Raw genomic sequence first — 23,490 nt, 5'->3', positions numbered from 1 at the left:
GACAATACCATATCAGCGGCATCGTCTTTCGAAGGGAGATATGGATGAGCTACAACCCCAATCCGCTTTATGCCGCACCGGAGGACTGGCGCGCCTATAGTGGTGTGCTCAGCCGTCGCGTCTTCGCATTCATCCTCGACTATGTCATCGTGGCCCTGCTCTGCATTCCCGCGGCGATCGTGGTGTTCTTCCTGGGGATCGTCACGCTGGGGCTCGGCTTCATTCTTTATCCGGCTCTGTTCGTCATCGTTGCAGGCCTGTACTTTGGCATGACTGTCGGCGGTCCGTCGCAAGCTTCGCTTGGCATGCGCGCGATGGGTATCGCGATCGTGCGCGTTGATGGAAGGCCGATGGACTTCATCCTGGCCATTGCTCACCTGGCGCTCTTCTGGATTCTGAACTCGGTGTTGACGCCGCTGATTCTGCTGGTCGGCCTCTTCACGGAGCGCTCGCGCCTGCTGCACGATTTCCTCGTTGGCACGGCTACGATCCGCATCAGCTAATACCGGCCCGGCGGGGACGAAATAAAGTCTCCGCCCGCCCTTTGCCGGCCACAAAAGGGCGCCATATCCAAGAAATCGAATATTCGATTGCGCGGCACTGAATGTCGCGCTGTTGACGTTTTTTAATCTTGCGTCATGCTGTCTGGAATGACAGGTGCCCCGAAAGGAAATCTCCGCAAGAGATGAATACGCAGACCACGCCATCCCCTCAGTTTTATCTGACGGCTCCGGCAACGTGTCCGTATCTGCCGCATGAGATGGAGCGCAAGGTCTTCACCCATCTCGTCGGCCCCCGGGCGGCGGAGATGAACGATATCCTGACCCAGGGCGGTTTCCGCCGTTCACAGAACATCGCCTATCGCCCCGCCTGCGAGGCCTGTCGCGCCTGCGTGTCCGTGCGCATCCTGGCGCAGGAATTCGAGCCCACCAAATCGATGAAGCGGGTGCTGGCGGCCAATTCCGATATCATTTCCACGGAGTTTGCGGCCCAACCGTCGAGCGAGCAATATTCCCTGTTCCGCCGCTATCTCGACTATCGCCACCAGCAGGGCGGCATGTCCGATATGACCGTGCTCGACTATGCGATCATGGTGGAAGACACGCATGTAAACACCAAGATCATCGAATACCGGCGCCGCGAGGAAGGCTCGGGACTGGAAACGCGGCCGAAGGGCGAGCTGCTTGCCGCCGCGCTGACCGATACGATGAGCGACGGTCTTTCGATGGTCTATTCCTACTTCAATCCTGATCTCGACCGGCGCTCGCTCGGCACCTTCATGATTCTCGATCATGTGCGCCGCACGAAAGCGCTCGGCCTGCCGCATGTCTATCTCGGCTACTGGGTTCAAGGATCGCGGAAGATGGATTACAAGACGCGCTTCCAGCCGCAGGAACATCTGACGCCGCGCGGCTGGGAACGCTTCGATCCCTCTTCTCTCCAGAACGATCCGCAGGACTGATGCTTCCTCCCCACCTTGGAATTGCCGGAAAAACCAGTTGCTGACGGTAGCCGCGGACTGGTGTTTTTCCATGGACCCCAGCTGGCTGGGAGCCAGGAGCGTTCATCTGGCTTGATCGGCAATCGGTTGTTGTCTACTCTACGTTATAACGTCGTTATCACAGGAGACGGCAATGAACGTCACCATCCGCAAAATCGGCAACTCGGAAGGCGTGATTATTCCCAAGGAAGTGTTGGACCGTTTCGGCCTAAAGGCTGGAGATTCCCTCGATCTTCAGGCCGAAGGCGGGGTGCTTTCACTGAAACCTGTTGATGAAGACATGTCAGAGGAGCTTAACGCAGCCCGTCTCTTCATGGAGAAGTATAAGGTCGCGCTCAAGAAGCTTGCCGAATAATGACATTCAAGTTTCTAAGTAGACGGCTGGTCGAGCAAATGCACGCGATGCAGATCGAACGGTTTGGCGGCCTCGCCGGCCTTCGGGATGAAGCATCGCTGGAATCCGCTTTGGGGCGCCCCATCAACAAGGCAAACTGCGGATGCAATGACATCATTGAGCTTGCCGCCGCATATCTTTTCGGTTTGGCGCGCAATCATGCGTTTCTTGACGGAAACAAACGGATCGCCATTGTCAGTTGCGGTGTCTTTCTATTGCAGCACGGCTATTCGATAGAGACGACCGACGCCCACCTGTACACTTTTGTCATAGGTGCAGCAGCAGGCGAAATCGATGAGGAGGGCGCCACGCGCTTCCTGCGCGACCACACGATCCCGCTCACGCCGTAGCGCCTGCAGACTGGCCGGCTTCAGGATTCGATCGTTTCGAATCTGCGGAAAGCTCCAGTTCCCGATCCAGCCCTTCGACGATATGCGTCCAGCCCTGACGGGTCTTTTCCTCGTATTCCGCCCATTCCGCGCACATCTCGTGCGTGAGGGTCAGGCGGCTACCGCTGCCGAGCGGTTCGATGTCGATTTCGACACGATCACAATTATGGTCGTGCTCCTCGACCGAAAAGCAGAAGACGATGCGCTTGGGGCGCTTCAATTCCAGGAAGACGCCGTGATGAAAGGCATCGCCGGTTGGGCGCCGGTCGACGACGATGAAACGGCCGCCGACGCGCGGATCGATATCGGCGCGGATGACATGGCCGTCGTCGGTTGCAAATAAAAAGCGGCGGGCGATTTCGGGATTGAGCCAGGCATCATAAATGGTAGCGGGCGGCGCCCTGTAGCTGTGGGCGACATGCAGTTTGATGGTATTGGCGGCAGGCATCGACGATCCTCCATTGTTCGCACGCTTTCAGCGCACGGTTCACGGCCATCCCGCCCGCCCACGGAACGACGTTGCCTTTCTTTTTAGGCCCGTCTTTTGGTGACAGGACTGAGATAGAGGAGTTGCTCCGCCTGCCAAGGGCGGAGCCTCAAAATTCCGGGATCATCCGGCGAATTTACCGCTGCGCGGGAAGCCCTTCGGTACGGTACGGCCGGCGGTAGCGCGGTCGGCCAGCCATTCGGCAAGCTCGTCCTTGTTCTTCGTAAAGGTGCGGCCGGCGCTGTCTTCCCAGTTCAGGCCATCGGCGATCGCAAAGCAGCGAATGTCGGAAATGCCGCCATCCTTGTAGCGCTGCAGGCGCACACCCTTGCCGCGCGTCATCTCCGGCACCTGGCTCAGCGGGAAGACCAGCATCTTGCGATTTTCGCCGACGACCGCGACGTGATCGCCGTTCACGGGAACAAGAAGTTTCGTCTCGTCAGGCATGGAGACGTTCATGATCTGCTTGCCCTTACGGGTATTGGCCACCATTTCCGCTTCCGGCACCACGAAGCCATTGCCGGCAGTCGAGACGAGCAGCATCTTGCGCGCCGGGTCGTGGACGAAGGCGGTCAGCACATCCTGATCGTTATCCATGTCGATCATGATGCGCAGAGGCTCGCCGTGGCCACGGCCACCGGGCAGCTTGTCACCACCGAGCGTGAAGACCTTGCCGCCGGTGGTGACGATCAGGATCTTGTCCGTCGTCTGCGCCGGGAAGGCCACTTTCAGGCCGTCGCCTTCCTTGAAGGTCAGCGCCGAGGTATCGGAAATGTGGCCCTTCAGAGCGCGGATCCAGCCCTTTTCGGAGACGACGACCGTGATCGGCTCCTTCTCGATCATCGCATGCTGGATGGCTTCTTCGTCGGCCTCGGGCGCTTCGGCAAACTGCGTGCGACGACGGCCGATCTCGGTCGCCTTGGCGAATTTCTTCTTCACCTCGCCGATTTCCCAGGAAACCGTCTGCCATTGCTTTTCATCGGAAGCGAGCAGCGCTTCGATATCAGCCTTTTCCTTGGTGAGTTCGTCGTGCTCTTTGCGGATCTCGAATTCTTCGAGCTTCCGCAGGGCGCGCAGCCGCATGTTGAGGATCGCTTCGACCTGAACGTCAGTCAGATCCCAGCGCGCCATCATGACGGGCTTCGGCTCATCCTCTTCGCGGATGATGCGGATCACCTCATCGATATTGAGGTAAGCGATAAGCAAACCGCCGAGGATTTCGAGGCGCCTGTCGATGGCGGCAAGGCGGAAGCGCGAGCGGCGCTGCAGGACTTCGCGGCGGTGTTCCAGCCACTCCTTCAGCACTTCATTCAGCGCCATGACGCGTGGGATCACGCCCATCGAGAGCACGTTCATGTTCAGCGGGAAACGGCTTTCGAGCTCCGTCAGCTTGAACATGGATTCCATGAGGATGGTCGGATCGACGGTGCGGCTCTTCGGCACCAGGACAATGCGGATGTCCTCGGCCGATTCATCCCTGATGTCTTCCAGCAGCGGCAGCTTGCGGGCAATCAAAAGCTCGGCGATCTTTTCGATCAGGCGCGACTTCTGCACCTGGAAGGGAATCTCGGTGACGATGATCTGGTAGCCGCCGCGGCCGAGATCTTCCGTCTCCCATTTCGCACGCACGCGAAAACCGCCGCGGCCGGTGCGGTAGCTCTCGATGATGCTTTCCTTGTTGTCGATGATGATGCCGCCGGTCGGGAAATCCGGGCCGGGGATGAATTCGACGAGCTTCTCGACCGTGGCATCGGGATGCTTGATCAGATGCAGTGCCGCGTCGCAGACCTCATGCACGTTGTGCGAAGGAATAGACGTCGCCATGCCGACCGCAATACCCGAGGAACCGTTCGCAAGAAGGTTCGGGAAGGCACCGGGAAGAACGACTGGCTCAGAATTGGATTCGTCGTAAGTGTCGCGGAAATCGACGGCATCCTGATCGATGCCTTCGAGCAGCAGTTCGGAGACCGCAGTCATCTTCGATTCGGTGTATCGCATGGCGGCGGGACTGTCGCCGTCGATATTGCCGAAGTTGCCCTGCCCGTTCACCAGCGTGTAGCGCTGCGAAAAATCCTGCGCCAGGCGCGCCAGTGCGTCGTAGATCGACTGGTCGCCGTGCGGGTGATAGTTACCCATCACTTCGCCGACGATCTTGGCGCATTTTCTGAAGGCCGCATTCGGCCGCAGGCCCATGTCGTTCATCGCGTAGACGATGCGGCGATGGACTGGCTTCAGGCCATCGCGCACATCAGGCAGCGCGCGGTGCATGATGGTCGACAGCGCGTAACGGAGGTAGCGCTCTTCAAGCGCCGCCTTCAGATCGACCGGATGAATATTGTCGCCGTCTCCGCCGGAAGGCGGTAAAATCTCTTGTCCCATGGAATCCTGACTAGCTCAGAAACCCCTGTGGGGCAAGGAATCCGGGCGTTCCGGCTGTGGATGACGTCTTGGTGTTGACATGAAAACCATAAAAGGTGGCGTCCGAATTTGGAACTTCGTTCGCCGATGCTCTCAACAGAAATTTAGGGGTCTGCAAAATATAAAGCCGGACCGTTCCGCAGTCGCTTCATTGCAATATTCAACGGCACTTGCCACCCAGGGGGACTTTCTCATGATCTTTTACCGCACAACGCGGCTGATGCTGTCGAGCGCAGCCCTTCTTTCGTTCGCCGGTTCCGCATTCGCGCTCGACGGCCAGAACCTCCTGAAGAAGATCAACGCCGCCTACAGCCAGCAGGGCGGGTTGGTCGTCGCAGCCGATGGCGTCGATATCGACGGCACGAACGTTACGCTCAAGAATGTCAGCATCAAGCCAGCCGGCGGCGAACAGTTTTCCATCGGCGAGGTCACTCTCTCCGGCGTGGAAGAGCAGGATGACGGCAGCTATTATATCGAAGAGGCTGCCTTCCCCGATTTCAACTCGTCCAAGGATGGCATGACCATGAGCGTCCAGGAGATGAGCCTTGGCGGTATTTCCGTTCCCGCTCAGCCCGGCGACACGATCGACTCCATGCTCTTCGCCGAAAGCGGCCATTCAGGTGTGATCAAGGTCACCAAGGATGGTACCGAAGTCTTCTCGGTGCTGGAAAGCGAGACAAACGTCACGCTTCGCGAAGACGAATCCGGCTTCGATTTCGACGGCGCATTCAAGAGCATGAAGGCCGATCTCAGCCAGGCAGGCGAAGACCCCGAGAGCAAGGATGCGATCGAGAAGCTCGCCCTCCAGCATGTCCAGGGTGACATCACCGTAAAGGGTGCCTGGGATCTTGGGCCTGGCACGATCGATCTTTCCGAAATTTCCCTCGACATCACCAATGTCGGCAAGCTGAACTTCGGCCTCAAGATCTCCGGCTATACGATGGCCTTCATCAAGGCGATGCAGGACGCGGTCAAGCAGTCGGAAGCCAATCCGAACAAGGAAGAAGCCCAGCAGGCGCTCGGCCTCGCCATGCTCGGCCTTGCCCAGCAGTTGACCTTCGATTCCGCTCAGATCCGCTTCGAGGATGCATCGATTACCAAGCGCGCACTCGACTATGCCGGTTCGAAGCAGAACGTTTCGGGCCAGCAGATGGCGGATTCGCTGAAGGCCATGACGCCGATCATGCTGGCGCAGCTCAACATCCCAGAACTGCAGAATGCGATTTCGGCTGCGGTCAGCACCTTCCTCGACAATCCGAAGAGCTTGACCGTCAAGGCCACGCCGGACAAGCCGGTCGCCTTCCCGATGATTGTCGGCGCGGCCATGGGCGCACCCAACACGGTGCCGCAGATGCTCGGCGTGAAGGTTTCGGCCAACGATTGAGCCTGTTCTGGATCCAACAAAAAAGCCCGGCGATGATCTCGCCGGGCTTTTGTTGAAGAGCTTGCGCCTCAATCCTTCTTCTGCGGCGGGATCGGGCGGATCGCCAGCTCGCGCAGTTGCGTGGGCGTTGCCGGGGTCGGCGCGCCCATCAAGAGGTCCTGAGCCTGCTGGTTCATCGGGAAGAGCGAGATTTCGCGCAGGTTCTTCGCGCCGACGAGCAGCATGACGATACGGTCGATACCGAAGGCCGCACCACCGTGCGGAGGCGCGCCATACTGGAAGGCACGGTAGAGACCGCCGAAACGATCCTCGACGTCCTGCTGGCTCAAACCCACCTTTTCGAAGGCGGCGACCATGGTTTCCGGCGACTGGTTACGGATCGAGCCCGAAGCGATTTCGAAGCCATTGCAGACGGCGTCGTACTGGAAGGCCTTGATCGTCAGCGGATCCTGGTTCTGCAGCGCATCGAGGCCACCCTGCGGCATCGAGAAGGGGTTATGGGCGAAGTCGATCTTCTTCTCGTCTTCGTTCCATTCGAAGAACGGGAAGTCGACGATCCAGCACAGCTCGAAGCGGTCGCGGTCGATGAGATTCAGCTCGTCGCCCGCGCGGGTGCGGGCTTCGCCTGCGAACTTGTAGAACTTTTCCGGCTCGCCGGCGACGAAGAAGCAGGCATCACCATCACCGAGGCCAAGCTGCGTGCGGATGGCATCGGTGCGCTCTTCGCCGATGTTCTTGGCGAGCGGACCGGCACCCTCGAGCTTTTCACCTTCCTTGCGCCAGAAGATATAGCCGAGGCCCGGCTGGCCCTGGCTCTGCGCCCAGGCATTCATGCGGTCGCAGAAAGCACGCGAACCACCGGTCTTGGCCGGGATCGCCCAGACCTGAACCTTGGGGTTGGAGGCGATCATGTTGGCGAAGACCTTGAAGCCGGAGCCGGCAAAATGGTCGGTCACGGCTTCCATGACGATCGGGTTGCGCAGGTCAGGCTTGTCGGAGCCATATTTGCGGATCGCTTCGTCATAGGGAATGCGCGGCCATTCCTTGGTGACCGGCTTGCCTTCGGCGAATTCCTCGAAAATGCCGGTCATCAACGGACCCATCGTGTTCCAGACGTCTTCCTGGGTCACGAAGCTCATTTCGAGGTCGAGCTGGTAGAACTCGCCCGGCAGGCGGTCGGCGCGCGGATCTTCATCACGGAAACAGGGCGCGATCTGGAAGTAGCGGTCGAAGCCGGCAACCATCAGCAGCTGCTTGTACTGCTGCGGAGCCTGCGGCAGCGCGTAGAAGGTGCCGGGATGGATACGGCTCGGCACGAGGAAGTCGCGCGCGCCTTCCGGCGAGGAGGCCGTCAGGATCGGCGTCGTGTATTCGGTGAAGCCGACATTGCCCATTTCGCGGCGCATGGCGGAAATCACCTGCGTGCGCTTGACGATGTTCCTGTGCAGCGTCTCGCGGCGCAGATCGAGGAAACGGTACTTCAGGCGAACGTCTTCCGGATAATCCGGCTCACCGAAGACCGGCAGCGGCAATTCCTTGGCAGCAGAGAGAACTTCGATCTCCTGTGCGTAGAGCTCGATCTCGCCGGTCGGCATGTTCTTGTTGACGGTATCTTCCGTGCGAGCCTTGACGAGGCCGTCGACGCGGATGACCCATTCGCCGCGAACAGTTTCTGCCTGCTTGAAAGCCGGCGAATCCGGATCGGCAACGATCTGCGTCGTGCCGTAGTGGTCGCGAAGGTCGATGAACAGCACGCCGCCATGATCTCGGACACGATGGACCCAGCCGGAAATACGGACAGTCGAGCCGACGTCCGATTTGCGAAGAGCGGCGCATGTGTGGCTGCGGTAGCGGTGCATGATCTCAATTCCTGGCATTTGGCTTAAGACGGCGGCATGGTTCGCAGACCTGCAGCGCCGACAAGAAAATCGGGCGGACAAGCGCATGGACGCTTTGATTTGTCAAGACTTGGCGGGACCAACGGGCCGTTTGCGTCAGCGTTTCCGAGGGAGTTGCGGTGCTCGCGCTGCGGCAGTTTGGCAGAAGCCGGCATATTGATGAAGACGGCAGTCAACTTTAAAAGGAGGCATCATCAAAGACGGAGTTTCCGATGCCCCTGCTCACACGCCGCAACCTCATCAAGGCTTCCGCTGTGGCCGGCGCCTATGGTGCTGGCATGGCCATTGCGGGACGGTTCGGGCTGGCGGAAGCCGCACCCGAGCCGCGTGTGCTGACGGCACGCAGGACGGAAGCACAGATTGTCGATGCAGCGGCAACCAAGGATATCATGACATGGGGAGACGAAGGCCTGCCGCCGGTGCTCAGGATGCCGCGGGGAAAAACTTATGCGGCGCGGCTGAGCAACAGTCTCGACGAGCCGACGACGATCCATTGGCACGGGCTGCGCATCGACAACAAGATGGACGGCGTGCCCTTCCTGACGCAGCCCTATGTCTATACCGGTGACAGCTTCGATTATCTCTTCACGCCACCGGATGCCGGCACCTTCTGGTATCACCCGCACTGCAACACGCTGACCCAGATGGGCCATGGGATGACGGGCGTGCTTGTCGTGGAAGATCCATCGGATCCTATCTTCGATGCGGAGGTCGTACTCAACCTGCGCGACTGGCGGCTCGGCGGCGACGGACAGTTCATCGCGCCGTTCCGTCCGCGCGATGCGGCCAAGGCCGGCACGTATGGCACGGTGCGCACCGCGAACTGGCATCAGGAGCCGGCATATGGCGCACCTGCGGGCGGGCTGATCCGCCTGCGCATCGCGGTCACCGATGTGACCCGCATCTTCCAGCTTAAAATGGAAGGCGCCGATGCAACGGTCATTGCCATCGACGGCAATCCGGTGCCGAAGCGCTTCCCGCTCGACCTCCTGCAGGTCGGTCCAGGGCAGCGGCTCGATCTTGCCGTTCGCATGCCCGACAGCGAGGGTGCCCTCGCAACGCTGGAAGATATCCGTGGTACGACGCCGAAGGTGATCGCGAGCCTGCGCGCCATCGGCCAGTCGCTGAAACGCGATATCGGCGATCTCGGCACGCTAGCGGAAAACCCGGTGCCGAAGGCCGATCTCTCGTCTGCGGAAGCAATCCCGCTCGTGCTGTCGGCGACCGCGGAGAACGCGGCCGTCGACAGCATTTGCGGCACGCTCGGCTACAGCTTCTGGGCCATCAACAAGGTCCCGTGGCCGGGCGACACGTCCGATCCGACCGCGCCGCTCGCCGAGCTGAAACTCGGCAAGAGCTACATCTTCAATCTGGAAAATGTCACGCCGCATACGCACCCGATCCATCTGCATGGCATGAGCTTCACTGTCATCTCGTCCTCGACGCGCCAAGTCATGCCGCTGGTCTCCGACACCTACCTCGTGCAACCGGATGAGAAGGTGCAACTCGCTTTTGTCGCCGACAATCCCGGCGACTGGGTGCTGCATTGCCATATCATCGAGCATCAGAAGACCGGCATGACGAGCTACGTTCGCGTGGTTTGATATGATGACGCTTTCGGCTATCGTCCAGGCGATTCATCTGGAGGCAGGCGACAGTGCGTGAGATCGAGCGTACCAAATATCTGGCCAATGCGATCGACAGGGCCTCAACGTCCTGTCTGACGGTCGGGGTTTTCGCCCCGATCGCCGCAGCGCTTTACTCCGCAACCGGAACCATTGCCGCAACCTTCACGTTCGTGATCGGTGCCTTCTGTTGGCTTTCCGCTGCGGTTGCATTACATTTAGCAGGAAGACGCGCACTTAAAGGTCTGCCCCAATGAGCGGCATTGAAATCTTCGCCTTTATCATCCTGCCGGCGATGGTCGCCATCGGCGGATGGGTTGCCGTGCTCGCGAATGAACGCAGCAACCGCAGAAAACATCGCCTGCATCCCGGCGAATAAGACTTCGCGAAGGTGAAGCCCGCTCACCGTATTGACATATCTCTTCGAAAGGGGAAGGAAGGTTTAATCGACCTCTTCCTTGCGAATGAACTGATATGATCGAAACCACCGCCGATCTGGCGGCCGCCTGCAAAGAGCTGGCCAAGTCCGATTTCATTACCATCGATACTGAATTCCTGCGTGAGACGACCTTCTGGCCGGAACTATGCCTGATCCAGATGGCGAGCCCGACGGTGGAAGTGCTGGTCGATCCGCTGGCGAAGGATATCGATCTTTCACCCTTCTTCGAACTGATGGCCAATCCTGACGTGCTGAAGGTGTTTCATGCAGCGCGGCAGGATATTGAAATAATCTTCAATCGCGGCAACCTGATCCCTCACCCGATCTTCGATACGCAGGTCGCCGCCATGGTCTGCGGCTTTGGCGACAGCGTCTCCTACGACCAGCTCATCAGCCGCACGAAGAACGTCCATATCGACAAGTCTTCGCGCTTCACGGACTGGAGCCGCCGGCCGCTCTCCGACAAGCAGCTCGAATATGCGCTGGCCGACGTCACCCATTTGCGCGACGCCTATCTCTACCTCAAGGCGGAACTGGAGCGCGAAGGCCGCGCTTCCTGGCTGCGCGAGGAAATGGACATTCTGGAATCGCGCGAGACCTACGACATCCATCCTGACGATGCCTGGCAGCGGCTGAAGCTGCGCCTGCGCAAGCCGCAGGAACTGGCGATCCTGAAATATGTTGCCGCCTGGCGGGAGCGCGAGGCCCGCTCCCGCAACGTGCCGCGCTCGCGCGTGCTGAAGGATGACGCGATCTACGAGATCGCCCAGCAGCAGCCGAAGGATGCCGAGGCATTGGGCCGCCTGCGGACAATTCCGAAGGGCTGGGAGCGTTCGGCTACCGGAGCGGCGGTGCTCGAAGCAGTCAACACCGCGCTCGCGCTGCCACGGTCCGAAATGCCGCATGTACCGCGCCAGGCACAGCCGCCGGAAGGTGCTGCAGCGGCTGTCGAGCTTCTCAAAGTACTGCTCAAGCTGATCTCCGAAAAGCATGGCGTGGCGCCCAAGGTGATTGCCAACAGTGACGACCTCGACAGAATCGCGGCTGAGGGCGAAACGGCCGATGTGGGCGCGATGCATGGCTGGCGGCGCGATCTTTTCGGTGAGCCGGCGCTGCAGCTCATCCGCGGCGAGATCGCCCTGCGCTTCGCCGGCCGCAAGGTCGAGACCGTCGCGCTGCCGGCTTAACAAAGCAGTTGCACGCCTTCAGGTTCGCCGGCCACACTTCAAATCGTTGTTACGCATGTCGTTGTCGCAAAACAACTGCACAGTTTTTCGCGACCTGCCTTAAATTCGAAATGTCTTGACCATAGCACTGCGCGGGAAACAATAGCCGAATGACGTGCTTCGGCGAAAGGGCGGCATGAGAGAGATATCCCCGACGCAGAACTGGATCCTGATCGCGCTCGTCCTAGCACTCAGCGGCGTGGTCTACGATCTGTACTACTATAGCGGCCAGACGCCCATCATCGGAGCGATCTTCGCGCTCTTCATCGGCATGCCAATCCTCGCCTTCGAACGTAGGGTATTCTTGCGCGGCCTCTACCGGCGCATCCAAAGATTACCGACACTGCTCTTCATCATCACCGAGCTCGTCATCTATGAAATCCTGATGAGCATCGGCTTTGCGGCTGCCGGTTTCCTTCTCACTCTGCTGGGCGCTCTGAAGCCACCGAAGATGATCGACGTGCTGATCATGCCGTTCGATATCTTTCTCTATGCGCTTGCCGTCTGCGCCACGCTGATCTTCCTGCTCAGGGTGCGCGAATTGCTGGGGCGCGAAGTCTTCATCAGCATGCTGGTCAGCCGCTACCGCAATCCGGCGAAAGAAGAGCGCGTCTTCCTGTTCATCGATCTCGCCGAGTCCACCGCCTTTGCCGAAAAGCATGGGGACCTGCGCGCGCAACAGCTTCTGAGTTCGCTGTTTGCGGCCTTCGCAGAGCCGGTGCGGCGCCACAAGGGCATGATCAACGACTATGTTGGCGATGCGGCGATCATCACCTGGCCACTGGCGCGCGGCACCAAGAATGCTCGTTGCGTGCGATGCCTTTTCGATATCCTCGCCGATATCGAAGCTAATGCCGCAAGCTGGAAGAAGAGCTATGGTCATGTGCCGAAGCTCAGGGCCGCTCTTCATGGCGGCAGTGTCATTACGGCCGAAGTCGGCGTCGATCATCACAAGATCAGCTTCTTCGGCGATACCGTGAACACCACGGCGCGGCTGGAGTCGCTTTGCCGGACGCTGAACCGGCCGGTGCTGATTTCCGCGGAGCTTGCCCAACGTATGACGCTTCCCGAGGATATCGTCGGCGAAAACCTCGGCAATCACGCGGTGCGCGGGCGCGGCCAGGGGCTTGATGTCGTCGCCCTTTCTTCGCGCGCCGTGACCGTTCTCAACCAGCCGGCAAACCTGCGACGCGGTTGAGCCGGCGCTTCGTCGACACTTCACCAAAGCTTCACCCAACCGTCAATGTGCCGATATGAATGCCCTGCTAAGCGGATGGCGCCTCTGCAATCCGTTCTATGGGGACATCATGAAGAACGTTCTTTTTGCTTCCGCATCATTTTTCATGCTCGTCGCAGGCTCCGCCTCCGCCGACCAGCAGCTTTTCCCGGCGAAGCTCGCCGGCCAGGCGATCCTGCCTGCCAATACGCTGACCCCGGCCCCGGCCGATGCACCGGAATTCCTGAAGACCTCCGGCAAGTTCACGACGCCGGACCGCAAGCGCACCGAAAAGCTCGGCACGATTGCCGGCAAGGACGGCGCCCGGGTCACCGACGTCAAGCTGCCGCTCGACGGCCAGCCGATCCAGGGCTTCTCCGGCATCAAGACCATGCCCGACGGCACCTTCTGGACACTCTCGGACAACGGCTTCGGTTCGAAGTTCACCTCGTCCGATTCCATGCTGTTCCTGCATCAGCTGAAGTTCGACTGGAACGCCAACAAGGTTGACGTCGTCAAGAACGTCTTCCTGTCCGACCCGAACAAGATCGCTCCATTCCCGATCGTCACCGAAGCCTCCGATACACGCTACCTCACCGGCGCCGATTTCGACATCGAATCCGTTCAGCCGGTTGCCGACGGCTTCTGGCTCGGCGACGAGTTCGGCCCGTATCTCCTGAAGATCAACACCGAAGGCCGCCTTACGGACGTCATCCCCACCACGCTCGACGGCAAGCCGGTCCTGTCCCCCGACAATCCGCTGATCCAGCTGCCGGGCAACCCGGCCGCCAAGATGCCGGTCTTCAACCTGAAACGCTCCGGCGGCTTCGAGGGTCTGGCCATGTCGAAGGACGGCTCCAAGCTCTACGGCCTGCTCGAAGGCGCCATCTACCAGGATGACGGCAAGATGGAATCGGTTGACGGCCACGCGGCCATCCGCGTCATCGAATTCGACGTCGCCTCCAAGAGGTGGTCGGGCCGCAGCTGGCTCTATCCGTTCGAGGACAAGGGCGCTTCGATCGGTGACTTCAACATGCTCGACGACAGCACCGCTCTTGTCATCGAGCGCGACAACGGCGCCGGCACGAAGGACAAGGCCTGCGCCGATCCCAAGCAGCCGAAGCCGGACTGCTTCGAAGCTCCGGCCGAACTGAAGCGCGTCTACAAGATCGAGTTCAACGACGCCAATGTCGGCAAGGCCGTTCGCAAGATCGGCTACATCGACCTCCTGAACATCCAGGATCCGGACAACAAGAAGAAGGCCGGCGATATCGCTGGCGTCTACGACATGCCGTTCGTGACGATCGAAAACGTCGACCGGGTCGACGCCACGCACATCATCATCGGCAACGACAACAACCTGCCCTTCTCGGCCGGCCGCGCCATCGACAAGGCTGACAACGACGAGTTCAGCATCCTCGAGGTCGGTGAGTTCCTGAACGCGAAGTAATTCGTGTTTGAAGTGAAATTGAGAGGGCGGCGCAAAAGTGCTGCCCTTTTTGCTTGGCTATCGGGGTCTGGAGTTCGGCGTAAGGCAACACTAAGTCGGATCGACCTATTCGAACCGGAACGCCAGCCGCTTGTTCGTCAGCCGCGACAATTGCTGCAAGCGGCCATCGAGCCGTTCGCCAGCGAAATCGCGATATTCGTGGGGCACCACGAATTCCAGATCGAGATCGGGGGACGCGGACTTGCGGAAGGTCAGGTCGCGTACGATGCCCGGCATGGAGGCCGAGAAGAGGTAGACGACGCGCAGCATGCCGCCGAGCAGCTTGGCGCGTTCGATGAATTGCGGGCCGGCGATTGAGGCGAGCGGCGCCGTCGAACCGTCGTCGTGAAGACCTTCGAAGCGATAATAGTTCGTCAGCGCGATGAAGGCGCGGCCGGGATGGCTGATGCCGACGAAGGACGAGTGGGCGATAACGTTCAGCGCCTGAGCACCGCGATAATCCGGGTGGGCACGCCAGCTGATATCGGCAAGCAGGCAGGCGGCCTGACGATAGCGGCTTTCCTCAGCGGTTTCCTGCACGCCAAAGAAGGGCATCATGCGGCCGGTCCAATCGGCAAGCTCGCGGGCATGTTCCGGTGAACGGGCACGCAGGATGGCTAGCTCGCCTGCAGCAGCAAGCAGCGGGTCCGACCGGCGCTCGGATTCTGACAGCAGCGAGTAGAGGTAACCCTCGCGCACACCCTGCGCGGAGAAGGATATCACTGAAGGCCTCATGGCGTTCAGCACTTCCTTCATGGCAATGGCGCCGAAGGGCAGCAGCGAACGGCGATGCTTGGAAACCGCCTGAAGTGCCGGCTCCTTGGAATCCTTGGCAGTGACGACCTGATCGAGGAACTGCGTCATGCCTTCGAGGGAAACCTCGTAGCCCTGCATCATGTGCAGCGGATAGCGGGTGATCTCCATGTGTAGCTTGGCGATGTTTCGCCACGTACCGCCGACAGCATAGAAGGTGCGCCCTTCCCCCTTGGAGAGAAGCCTGGCGGTCTTGACCTGCTTGCGGGCAAAGGCTCGCGCCTTGGCGAGTGATCCGCCGGCATATTCGGACAGACGCAGACCGCCGAGCGGCAGGGTAATGCCGCCGCTTACATCCTTGCCCCTGATATCGATGAGCTCCAGAGAGCCGCCACCGAGATCGCCGGCTATGCCGTCAGGATTGTAAAAGCCGCTGATGATGCCGAGCGACGCAAAGCGCGCCTCTTCCTCACCCGAGAGTATACGGACGTGCCGCTGCAGGATCGTCTCTGCCTGATGGATGAAATCGGGGCCGTTGCTCGCCTCGCGCGCCGCAGCCGTCGCCAGCACATACATGGTGACGGCGCGCGCCTGATCCGAGAGGGCCTTGAAGCGATGAAGGGCCTGAAGCGCCCGTGCAACGCTTTCTTCATCCATCTTGCCGGTGAGAGCTATGCCCTTGCCGAGGCCACAGAGGACCTTTTCGTTGAAGAGGATGGTGGGAGAACGCGACAGACCTTCGTAGACGACCAGACGGATGGAGTTCGATCCGATATCGACAACGGAGACCGGGGCGATACCCGGAAGTCGCCCCTGGGCTTCAGATTCAACCATTAGGTCCAGTTTACTTGTTGTTTCGGCCTTCAAGCAGACCGGCGATCAGCTTCGGCGCACTCGATTTCAGAGCTTCACCGCGGCCGGACAGGCTGGGATTGGTCATGAAATATTGCTGCGCATTGAACGGTTCTTCGCCCTTGCGCACTTCCATGCGCCGTGACGTACCGTCGGGCAATATCTCGTAGCTTTGTTGATTGTCAATCACGTTGCCGAGCATAATCTGTGACAAAACCTGCTCGTGGACGGTCGGATTCGTCAGCGGAACGAGCGTTTCGACACGGCGATCGAGATTTCTCGGCATCATGTCAGCCGAGCCGATATAGACGAGGGCCTTGTCGGACGGCAGGCCATATCCATTGCCGAAGCAGAAGATGCGGCTGTGCTCGAGGAAGCGGCCGACGATCGATTTGACGCGGATCTTGTCGGAGAGGCCTGGCACTTGCGGACGCAGGCAGCAGATGCCGCGCACGACGAGATCGATCTCGACGCCGGCGCGGCTCGCCGTATAAAGCGCGTCGATGATGTCGGGGTCGACCAGCGAGTTCATCTTCATCCAGATCGCTGCCGGACGACCGTTGCGGGCGTGCTCGATCTCTTCGTTGATGTGGCGAAGGATGCGCGGGCGCAGCGTGTAGGGCGAAACGGCAAGCTTCATCCCTTCTTCCGGCTCACCGTAACCGGTGATGAAGTTGAAGATGTTGGCCATGTCGTGGGCGATCACAGGATTGCACGTGAAGAAGGACAGGTCGGTATAGATCTTCGCGGTGATCGGATGATAGTTGCCGGTGCCGAGATGGCAGTAGGTGCGCAGCTTGCCCTCTTCGCGGCGCACGACCAGCGACATCTTGGCGTGGGTCTTGAGCTCGATGAAACCGAAGACGACCTGCACGCCGGCGCGCTCCAGGTCGCGCGCCCAGCGGATATTGGCTTCTTCGTCGAAGCGGGCCTTGAGCTCGACCAGCGCCGTCACCGACTTGCCGGCTTCGGCGGCGTCGACCAGAGCGCGCACGATCGGGCTGTCGTTGGAGGTACGGTAGAGCGTCTGCTTTATCGCCAGAACGTCAGGATCGCGCGCAGCCTGGAGAAGAAACTGGACCACCACGTCGAAAGACTCGTAGGGATGATGGACCACCATGTCCTTTTCGCGGATAGCGGCAAAGCAATCACCGGCGTGTTCACGGACACGTTCTGGAAATCGCGCATTGTAAGGCGGAAAGCGCAAATCGTCGCGCGGCGCCTTGGTGATTTCCGAGAGTGTGTTGAGCGCCAGCAGGCCGGGCAGAACCGCAACGCGGTTATCCGGAATGCTGAGGGCGTGGACCACGAACTGGCGCAGCGAAGCCGGCATCTCGGAATCCGTCTCGATACGGATGACCTTGCCGCGGCGGCGGCGCTTCAGCGCGGTCTCGAAGAAGCGGACGAGATCTTCAGCCTCTTCCTCGACTTCGATATCGCTGTCTCTGATGACGCGGAACGTACCCGAGCCCTGTACCTCGTAACCCGGATAAAGCCGGTGGATGAAGATGTTGGCGACATCTTCGAGCGTGATGTAGCGGATCGTGTTGCGGTCATCAGGCAGGCGTATGAAACGGTCGAGCGCCGGCGGCAGGCGCAGCAGCGCCGTCATCGGCTCGCGGCCATTGCGGCTGACAAGCTGCAGGCCGATCGAGAAGCCGAGGTTCGGAATGAATGGGAACGGATGGGCAGGATCGATGGACAGCGGCGTCAGCACCGGGAAGATCGACTGCTCGAACTCGTTTGCCAGCCACTGACGGTCGGAATCGCTCAGCGCGCCGGGGCGCACGATCAGGATGTCTTCCTTGGCGAGATATTGCTGCAGGACGGCAAGCGAGGCCTGCTGTTCCATCTGCAGATGATCGATCTCGCTGAGGATCGAGTCCAACTGCTCGGCGGGCGTGCGGCCATCCGGGCTCTTGACCACGATGCTCTGACGCACCTGGCCTTCGAGGCCGGCAACGCGCACCATGAAGAATTCGTCGAGGTTGGCAGCCGAGATCGACAGGAAACGCACGCGCTCCAGCAGTGGATGCTCGGTATTCAGCGTCTCTTCGAGGACACGGCGGTTAAACTGCAGCCAGGAGAATTCGCGGTTGATGAAGCGCTCGGGACTGGAGAGAAGCTGGTCCAGCGGCGGCAGGTCTGCGCCGTTTTCCGGGGCGAGTTCCTGATGTTCCTGGTATGCGCTGTCCATGATCCACTCACCCCGCTTTCAATCGCTTTGGCGAATATATCAGTTTCACGACGGAACTGTGACAGTCAATCGCCCGAGCCGGAATTGCCCAATTCATTCAATACTTCGGCAGCTAGAGTGCGGGTAATCCCCGTGCCTCTGGAAAGCGCCAGCCGATCGAGCCTTTCGACAATCGTCTGGGCGGCGTTGAGTGACCGCTCCATGCGATTGACGATATAAAGGACGAGTTTGTCATCTATATAAAGCTGTCGGTCGGCAAAGAGCTTGACGATGACCTGCGACAGCAATTCCTCATCGGGCTCGCCGATCTCGACGACAGTCGCAGCCTTCAGGCGCGAACGCAGATCGGGCAGCGTGACCGGCCAGGACATGGGCCAGAGGCGGCTCGTCATCAGGAGGCTGGTGCCGTTTTCCCGCACGCTGTTGATGACGTGGAAGAGCGTGGCGTCATCGAAACCCGCGCGGTCGACGTCCTCGAAAAGGACGGGGCCGTTTGCAGCCGCGATCGCGGCATCGGAACCATCAGCGGGATGAATGGCCTCCGCTCCACTCAATTGCTTCCAGATGCCGGCGAGATGCGATTTGCCCGACCCGACAGGCCCGGCAAGGATCACGACCGGTGACGGCCAGTTCGGCCAGGCATCGACGATCGAAACGGCAGCGGCGAGACGCTCCGAGACAAGCAGGTCATCGCGCCCGGTCGCGGCGTCATGCGAAAAGGCCAAAGGAAGCTGTTCTCCGGCCTTGCGCTTCGGATCAGCGTTCGTCACGTCATTCATCGGAAACAGATTTCATCTTCCCGGCCCGGCCGCCCGGCGACCTGCCATAGTAGAGATCACTTTGAAGGTAGCGCGAAAGCGCAAAGCGGACAAGGACGCCGACGGCCGCTGCCGCCGGTACAGCGACCAGCAGGCCGACGAAACCGAAGAGCGCACCGAAGGCAAAGAGCGCAAACATCAGCCAGACAGGGTGCAGGCCGACGCTGGAGCCTACGAGCTTCGGCTGCAGGATATTGCCTTCAAGGAACTGGCCAGAGAAGAAGACCGCGAGAACTGCGATAATCCAGATATAATCAGGCCAGAACTGGACGATCGCCACGCCAACCGCAAGCACGAGCCCAACCAGCGAGCCCACATAGGGAATGAAGCTGATCATGCCGGAGAAGAGGCCGATGAGCAGCCCGAAGTTCAGGCCGACGATCGAGAGGCCTGCCGCATAATAGATGCCGAGGATGAGGCAGAGCGAACCCTGCCCGCGGATGAAGCCGGCAATCGCCTGATCCATTTCGCTGGCGATCTGACGGACGTCTTTCACATAATTACGCGGAACCCATTCATCGACCTTGGCAACCATGCGGTCCCAATCGAGCAGGATATAGAAGGCGACGACCGGCGTGACGATGAGCAGCGAGATGACGTCAACGATCGCCTTGCCGGAATTCCAGATCTGCGAGAAGAGCCCGGTGAGGAAGCCCATGCCCTCCGACAGGATAGTCGAGAAATTGTTCTTGATGGTGCCGAGCTGGCTCTTGATCCAGCCCGGCAGTACGGAATCCTGGTAATGGGCGATGAATTCCTGCAACTGGCTGATATAACCCGGCACGCGCTGGGCGAAATCGTTGAACTGGTTGATGAGAACGGGAATCAGGATCACCAGCGCCAGCGCAAAGACGATGACGAAGGCCACCAGGATGACGATGGTCGCCATAAGCCGGCTCAAGCCGAGGCGCTCCAGCCTGTCTGCTATGGGATCGAGAAAATAGGCGATCGACATGCCGGCGATGAAAGGCAGCAGGATCGAGCTGAAAATATAGAGGAAGGCGATGAAGATGAGCAGAACCGCCACCCAGAAGATGACCTGGCGCTTCAGTATCGTTCCGCTGACCTGTTGTGGCATCGCTTCCCCGCTGACCGCACGTCTTGCCCATCCAGCACATAGGATGGAGGCGCAAAGATGGTCAACCCCGTTGCACCAAATCCGGAAAGCGCACAGGGATTAGCTGGAAAATGGGGGCTTTTCCCTTGCAACGCTTGCATAAAGCGCACTCTCATGCAATTGCGACCGGCATGTGACGCGGTCTTTTATCCGCAGCTTCAAATCCTCTGGAGATCATCATGAGCCAGTCTGGAAGAAACGGTCTGACCTACAGCGATGCAGGCGTCGACATCGATGCCGGCAACCTGATGGTGGAGAAGATCAAGCCAGCCGTGCGTTCCACGCGCCGTCCAGGCGCGGATGGCGAGATCGGCGGCTTCGGCGGCCTCTTCGACCTGAAGGCTGCAGGCTTTACCGATCCGGTACTTGTTGCCGCCAATGATGGCGTCGGCACCAAGCTGAAGATCGCCATCGATGCGGATTATCACGAAACCGTCGGCATGGACCTCGTTGCCATGTGCGTCAACGATCTCGTCGTGCAGGGCGCGGAGCCGCTCTTCTTCCTCGACTATTTCGCGACCGGCAAGCTTGATCCGGATCAGGGCGCAGCCATCGTCGGCGGCATCGCCGCCGGCTGCCGCGAGGCGGGTTGCGCGCTGATCGGCGGTGAAACGGCCGAAATGCCGGGTATGTATTCCTCCGGCGATTATGATCTCGCCGGTTTTGCGGTGGGTGCCGCCGAGCGCGGCAATCTGCTGCCATCGGGTGATATTGCCGAAGGCGACGTCATTCTTGGCCTTTCCTCCTCCGGCGTCCACTCCAACGGTTTTTCGCTGGTGCGCAAGATCGTTTCGCTTTCAGGCCTCGGCTGGGATGCGCCGGCACCGTTTGCCGAGGGCAAGAAGCTCGGCGAAGCGCTGCTGACGCCGACCCGCATCTATGTGAAGCCGCTGCTGAAAGCGATCCGCGAGACGGGTGCGCTGAAGGCGCTAGCCCACATTACCGGCGGCGGTTTCCCGGAGAATATTCCGCGCGTGCTGCCGAAGCACCTCGCTGCCGAGATTGATCTCTCCGCCGTCGAAGCTCCAGCAGTCTTCTCGTGGCTGGCCAGGACGGGTGGCGTCGAAGCCACGGAAATGCTGCGCACCTTCAACTGCGGCATCGGCATGATCGTCGTCGTCGCCGAAGAGAATGTTGCCGCGGTCTCCCAGGTGCTCGAAGCGGAAGGTGAAAAGGTCGTAGCGCTCGGCCGCATGGTTGCCCGCGCCGAAGGCGCTGCCGGCACCATCTATAAGGGCACGCTCGCCCTATGAACTCGCCGCGCAAACGCACCGTCGTCTTCATTTCCGGCAGCGGCTCCAACATGATGGCACTGGTGCAGGCGGCGAAGGCTGCGGACTATCCGGCCGAGATCATCGGCGTGATCTCCGACAAGGCGGATGCAGGCGGGCTTGCCAAGGCGGCGGCGGAGGGCATTCCGACCTTCGCCTTCGCGCGAAAGGACTATGCGAGCAAGGACGAGCATGAGGCGGCAATCTTTGCCGCTCTCGATGAGCTTTCGCCTGATATCATCTGTCTTGCCGGCTATATGCGGCTCCTCTCAGCCGTCTTCATCCAGCGCCATGAGGGTCGGATCCTCAATATCCACCCTTCCCTTCTGCCGCTGTTTCCTGGGCTGCACACGCATCAGCGGGCGATCGACGCCGGCATGCGGATCGCCGGCTGCACCGTGCATTTCGTCACCGAAGGCATGGATGAAGGCCCGGTCATCGGCCAGGCCGCCGTGCCTGTACTTGCGGGCGATACGGCGGAAGCGCTGGCAGGACGCATACTGACCATCGAGCATCAACTCTATCCGCAGGCGCTCAAGCTCTTTGCCGAAGGCAAGGTGAAGATGGAAGGCGGGAAGGCAGTCGGGGCGGCAGCTTCCACCGCCGCCGCCCCCAAATCCCAGCTTATTTCGCTGATCGGCGACTAGAGAACTTTCGTTTTTCTTCGAATCACGAAAGCGCTCTATCTGCTTGTTTGTACGCAATTCCGGGCGCAAAACCGCTGCACACTTTTGCTGGAATTGCTCTAAACCCTGACCTCAGGCCGCAAGGGTCTGCAGCGGGTGCAGCGTGCCGTCGCTGTAGATGAACTGGCCGCCGCGGAAGGTGGCGCGGATGCGATGAACGTCACCCGGCTCGATCACAACCGTATCGGCGCGCTGGCCGACGGCGATCTCGCCGCGGTCCATCAGGCCGGCTGAACGGGCGGCATTCGCCGTCGCCATGGCGACGGCAGCGGGAAGACCACCCTCAACCATTTCCGCCAGCTTGAAGATGCCGGGCACGAAGGCAGCCGGATGGTAATCGGCAGCGATCACCGTCAGCAGGCCCGCCTTTGCGGCGTCGAGCGCGCTCAGATTGCCGGACATGGATTTGCCGCGCAGTGCATTCGGTGCGCCCATCAGTGTCCAGAGGCCGCGGCGGCGGGCTTCTTCGGCGGCAGGCAGCGTGACCGGGAATTCGCTGATCGTGACGCCGAGAGCGAACATTTCGATGACCTTTTCGACGCTGTCATCGTCATGAGAGGCGAGCGAGAGACCATGCTTCTTCGCGAGGGCTACGATATGCTTCAGCTTGGCATCGATCTCGGGATTGTCACGCATGGCGATGCGCTTGGCAACGACCTCCGCAGCCATTTCCTCCGATATGGCGCGGCGCTCGGAAATGCTCAGGATATAGCTCTTGATGTCGTTGTACTGGCCCTGCCCCGGCGTGTGGTCGGTCAGCGAAACCATGTCGATATGGCCGGCTTCCAGCAGCCGCTCCAGCGTCGGTGCCGCACCGATATTGGTGATCTCGTAGCGGGCATGGACACGGTGATCGATCAGCAGGTTATCGCGCAGCGTGTTGATACCCTCGATGACGGCCGAGGTCGTCTCCAGCGAACGGACATGGCCGTAGACGCTTTCCGTCGCGAAGGAGACGGCGGCAAAAGCCGTCGTTACGCCGGCAGCGGCAAGCTTCTTGTCGAGTTCGTGTATGCCGAAATCGATCGGCATCTGGGCGTTCGGGCGCGGCGCGATCTCGCGCTCGATCATGTCGCCATGCAGATCGACGAAACCGGGCATCAGCAGACGCCCGCCGCCGTCAATGACGGCATTGGCGACCGGCTCCGGCCTGATTTCGGCGATCACGCCATCTTCAATCCGCACGGAACCTTCACTCACCACCTCGCCTGGGAGAACGAGGGTGAAATTGCTGAGCCACATGGGCTTTCTCCTGACGTATCCGATGATTGTCAAATGGCAGCGCTTAGTCCCGCTTCGTGACAATTGGATGAAGAATTCCAAGGAATTC

21 protein-coding genes are annotated in these 23,490 nt (G+C 60.2%); 13 read left to right on the top strand and 8 right to left on the bottom strand.

The features are described from left to right. Positions 1-44 precede the first annotated feature (44 nt). The 4 genes from ACK9YZ_RS05210 (at position 45) to ACK9YZ_RS05195 (ending at position 2,245) form a co-directional block, all read left to right on the top strand. Positions 45-503: an RDD family protein gene (locus ACK9YZ_RS05210; RefSeq protein ID WP_216757626.1), complete on the top strand. Its 459-nt coding sequence runs from the start codon at positions 45-47 to the stop codon at positions 501-503. A 182-nt stretch (positions 504-685) separates the two neighbouring features. Next, entirely contained in the window at positions 686-1,462 is a 777-nt protein-coding gene (locus tag ACK9YZ_RS05205; protein WP_416065892.1) for an arginyltransferase, read from the top strand. 172 nt (positions 1,463-1,634) lie between these two features. After that, positions 1,635-1,856, top strand: coding sequence for an AbrB/MazE/SpoVT family DNA-binding domain-containing protein (locus ACK9YZ_RS05200; RefSeq protein WP_216757624.1), 222 nt, complete (start codon positions 1,635-1,637; stop codon positions 1,854-1,856). Beyond that, the gene (locus ACK9YZ_RS05195; RefSeq protein ID WP_216757623.1) at positions 1,856-2,245 is read left to right on the top strand and encodes a type II toxin-antitoxin system death-on-curing family toxin; all 390 of its coding nucleotides are present in this window, start codon (positions 1,856-1,858) and stop codon (positions 2,243-2,245) included. The genes ACK9YZ_RS05200 and ACK9YZ_RS05195 overlap by 1 nt, the downstream gene beginning before the upstream one ends. Here ACK9YZ_RS05195 and ACK9YZ_RS05190 read toward each other — a convergent pair. Together ACK9YZ_RS05190 and parC are read right to left on the bottom strand one after the other, a co-directional pair. Beyond that, complete coding sequence (locus ACK9YZ_RS05190) at positions 2,235-2,732, bottom strand: SRPBCC family protein (protein ID WP_416065891.1); 498 nt, start codon at positions 2,730-2,732, stop codon at positions 2,235-2,237. The two genes, ACK9YZ_RS05195 and ACK9YZ_RS05190, sit on opposite strands and share 11 nt — an antisense overlap. Positions 2,733-2,894: 162 nt before the next feature. Further along, a complete protein-coding gene (gene parC, locus ACK9YZ_RS05185) occupies positions 2,895-5,150 on the bottom strand; it encodes a DNA topoisomerase IV subunit A (protein WP_216757621.1) in 2,256 nt (751 codons plus the stop codon). A gap of 232 nt (positions 5,151-5,382) precedes the next feature. Here parC and ACK9YZ_RS05180 point away from each other — a divergent pair, with 232 nt between their 5' ends. Next, on the top strand, positions 5,383-6,573 hold the full coding sequence (locus ACK9YZ_RS05180) for a hypothetical protein (protein WP_416065890.1): 1,191 nt from the start codon (positions 5,383-5,385) through the stop codon (positions 6,571-6,573). Between the two features lie 68 nt (positions 6,574-6,641). Here ACK9YZ_RS05180 and aspS read toward each other — a convergent pair whose 3' ends face one another. Continuing rightward, positions 6,642-8,432, bottom strand: a complete 1,791-nt coding sequence (gene aspS / locus ACK9YZ_RS05175) for an aspartate--tRNA ligase (RefSeq protein WP_416065889.1) — start codon at positions 8,430-8,432, stop codon at positions 6,642-6,644. Positions 8,433-8,683: 251 nt separating this feature from the next. On the opposite strand from aspS, the gene ACK9YZ_RS05170 reads away from it, so the two are divergent. The 6 genes from ACK9YZ_RS05170 to ACK9YZ_RS05145 all read left to right on the top strand — a co-directional run bounded on the left by ACK9YZ_RS05170 (position 8,684) and on the right by ACK9YZ_RS05145 (position 14,427). After that, positions 8,684-10,075, top strand: a complete 1,392-nt coding sequence (locus ACK9YZ_RS05170) for a multicopper oxidase family protein (RefSeq protein ID WP_416065888.1) — start codon at positions 8,684-8,686, stop codon at positions 10,073-10,075. Between the two features lie 53 nt (positions 10,076-10,128). Next, positions 10,129-10,353 (top strand): hypothetical protein, encoded by a 225-nt coding sequence (locus ACK9YZ_RS05165; RefSeq protein ID WP_416065887.1) that lies wholly within the window; start codon positions 10,129-10,131, stop codon positions 10,351-10,353. Further along, a complete protein-coding gene (locus ACK9YZ_RS05160; protein ID WP_281411234.1) occupies positions 10,350-10,475 on the top strand; it encodes a hypothetical protein in 126 nt (41 codons plus the stop codon). Before ACK9YZ_RS05165 ends, ACK9YZ_RS05160 begins: the two co-directional genes overlap by 4 nt. A 95-nt stretch (positions 10,476-10,570) precedes the next feature. After that, entirely contained in the window at positions 10,571-11,722 is a 1,152-nt protein-coding gene (gene rnd / locus ACK9YZ_RS05155; protein ID WP_216757616.1) for a ribonuclease D, read from the top strand. A 175-nt stretch (positions 11,723-11,897) separates the two neighbouring features. Beyond that, a complete protein-coding gene (locus ACK9YZ_RS05150) occupies positions 11,898-12,959 on the top strand; it encodes an adenylate/guanylate cyclase domain-containing protein (RefSeq protein WP_416065886.1) in 1,062 nt (353 codons plus the stop codon). A 109-nt stretch (positions 12,960-13,068) separates the two neighbouring features. Continuing rightward, on the top strand, positions 13,069-14,427 hold the full coding sequence (locus ACK9YZ_RS05145; protein WP_416065885.1) for an esterase-like activity of phytase family protein: 1,359 nt from the start codon (positions 13,069-13,071) through the stop codon (positions 14,425-14,427). Between the two features lie 105 nt (positions 14,428-14,532). Here the strand turns inward: ACK9YZ_RS05145 and ppx are convergent, their stop codons facing one another. From ppx to ACK9YZ_RS05125, 4 genes are all read right to left on the bottom strand, one after another. Further along, positions 14,533-16,053: an exopolyphosphatase gene (gene ppx / locus ACK9YZ_RS05140; protein WP_416065884.1), complete on the bottom strand. Its 1,521-nt coding sequence runs from the start codon at positions 16,051-16,053 to the stop codon at positions 14,533-14,535. Positions 16,054-16,063: 10 nt separating this feature from the next. Next, positions 16,064-18,268: an RNA degradosome polyphosphate kinase gene (locus ACK9YZ_RS05135; RefSeq protein WP_216757612.1), complete on the bottom strand. Its 2,205-nt coding sequence runs from the start codon at positions 18,266-18,268 to the stop codon at positions 16,064-16,066. Between the two features lie 65 nt (positions 18,269-18,333). Further along, positions 18,334-19,047: a DnaA regulatory inactivator HdaA gene (hdaA, locus tag ACK9YZ_RS05130; RefSeq protein ID WP_216757611.1), complete on the bottom strand. Its 714-nt coding sequence runs from the start codon at positions 19,045-19,047 to the stop codon at positions 18,334-18,336. Next, complete coding sequence (locus ACK9YZ_RS05125; protein WP_216757610.1) at positions 19,040-20,164, bottom strand: AI-2E family transporter; 1,125 nt, start codon at positions 20,162-20,164, stop codon at positions 19,040-19,042. The genes hdaA and ACK9YZ_RS05125 overlap by 8 nt, the downstream gene beginning before the upstream one ends. 218 nt (positions 20,165-20,382) lie before the next feature. Between ACK9YZ_RS05125 and purM the strand changes: the two genes are divergently transcribed. Both purM and purN read left to right on the top strand, forming a co-directional pair. After that, positions 20,383-21,456 (top strand): phosphoribosylformylglycinamidine cyclo-ligase, encoded by a 1,074-nt coding sequence (gene purM / locus ACK9YZ_RS05120; protein ID WP_416065883.1) that lies wholly within the window; start codon positions 20,383-20,385, stop codon positions 21,454-21,456. Continuing rightward, positions 21,453-22,121, top strand: a complete 669-nt coding sequence (gene purN, locus ACK9YZ_RS05115) for a phosphoribosylglycinamide formyltransferase (protein WP_416065882.1) — start codon at positions 21,453-21,455, stop codon at positions 22,119-22,121. The genes purM and purN overlap by 4 nt, the downstream gene beginning before the upstream one ends. Positions 22,122-22,232: 111 nt before the next feature. Here the strand turns inward: purN and ACK9YZ_RS05110 are convergent, their stop codons facing one another. Next, positions 22,233-23,402 carry an alpha-D-ribose 1-methylphosphonate 5-triphosphate diphosphatase gene (locus tag ACK9YZ_RS05110; RefSeq protein ID WP_416065881.1) on the bottom strand — a complete coding sequence of 390 codons (1,170 nt, stop codon included), beginning with the start codon at positions 23,400-23,402 and terminating at the stop codon, positions 22,233-22,235. Positions 23,403-23,490 lie beyond the last annotated feature (88 nt).

It is taken from the genome of Rhizobium sp. ZK1, from assembly GCF_047782645.1.
Classification (GTDB): domain Bacteria; phylum Pseudomonadota; class Alphaproteobacteria; order Rhizobiales; family Rhizobiaceae; genus Rhizobium.
The sequence above is the reverse complement of the archived record's forward strand: the minus strand, read 5'-3'. Positions and strand labels throughout refer to the sequence as shown.

Bases quoted from the DNA above. Each gene is read 5' to 3' on its own strand.
- ACK9YZ_RS05210 (WP_216757626.1), top strand. From the start codon at position 45: ATGAGCTACAACCCCAATCCGCTTTATGCCGCACCGGAGGACTGGCGC.
- ACK9YZ_RS05205 (WP_416065892.1), top strand. From the start codon at position 686: ATGAATACGCAGACCACGCCATCCCCTCAGTTTTATCTGACGGCTCCG.
- ACK9YZ_RS05200 (WP_216757624.1), top strand. From the start codon at position 1,635: ATGAACGTCACCATCCGCAAAATCGGCAACTCGGAAGGCGTGATTATT.
- ACK9YZ_RS05195 (WP_216757623.1), top strand. From the start codon at position 1,856: ATGACATTCAAGTTTCTAAGTAGACGGCTGGTCGAGCAAATGCACGCG.
- ACK9YZ_RS05190 (WP_416065891.1), bottom strand. From the start codon at position 2,732: ATGCCTGCCGCCAATACCATCAAACTGCATGTCGCCCACAGCTACAGG.
- parC (WP_216757621.1), bottom strand. From the start codon at position 5,150: ATGGGACAAGAGATTTTACCGCCTTCCGGCGGAGACGGCGACAATATT.
- ACK9YZ_RS05180 (WP_416065890.1), top strand. From the start codon at position 5,383: ATGATCTTTTACCGCACAACGCGGCTGATGCTGTCGAGCGCAGCCCTT.
- aspS (WP_416065889.1), bottom strand. From the start codon at position 8,432: ATGCACCGCTACCGCAGCCACACATGCGCCGCTCTTCGCAAATCGGAC.
- ACK9YZ_RS05170 (WP_416065888.1), top strand. From the start codon at position 8,684: ATGCCCCTGCTCACACGCCGCAACCTCATCAAGGCTTCCGCTGTGGCC.
- ACK9YZ_RS05160 (WP_281411234.1), top strand. From the start codon at position 10,350: ATGAGCGGCATTGAAATCTTCGCCTTTATCATCCTGCCGGCGATGGTC.
- rnd (WP_216757616.1), top strand. From the start codon at position 10,571: ATGATCGAAACCACCGCCGATCTGGCGGCCGCCTGCAAAGAGCTGGCC.
- ACK9YZ_RS05150 (WP_416065886.1), top strand. From the start codon at position 11,898: ATGAGAGAGATATCCCCGACGCAGAACTGGATCCTGATCGCGCTCGTC.
- ACK9YZ_RS05145 (WP_416065885.1), top strand. From the start codon at position 13,069: ATGAAGAACGTTCTTTTTGCTTCCGCATCATTTTTCATGCTCGTCGCA.
- ppx (WP_416065884.1), bottom strand. From the start codon at position 16,053: ATGGTTGAATCTGAAGCCCAGGGGCGACTTCCGGGTATCGCCCCGGTC.
- ACK9YZ_RS05135 (WP_216757612.1), bottom strand. From the start codon at position 18,268: ATGGACAGCGCATACCAGGAACATCAGGAACTCGCCCCGGAAAACGGC.
- hdaA (WP_216757611.1), bottom strand. From the start codon at position 19,047: ATGAATGACGTGACGAACGCTGATCCGAAGCGCAAGGCCGGAGAACAG.
- ACK9YZ_RS05125 (WP_216757610.1), bottom strand. From the start codon at position 20,164: ATGCCACAACAGGTCAGCGGAACGATACTGAAGCGCCAGGTCATCTTC.
- purM (WP_416065883.1), top strand. From the start codon at position 20,383: ATGAGCCAGTCTGGAAGAAACGGTCTGACCTACAGCGATGCAGGCGTC.
- purN (WP_416065882.1), top strand. From the start codon at position 21,453: ATGAACTCGCCGCGCAAACGCACCGTCGTCTTCATTTCCGGCAGCGGC.
- ACK9YZ_RS05110 (WP_416065881.1), bottom strand. From the start codon at position 23,402: ATGTGGCTCAGCAATTTCACCCTCGTTCTCCCAGGCGAGGTGGTGAGT.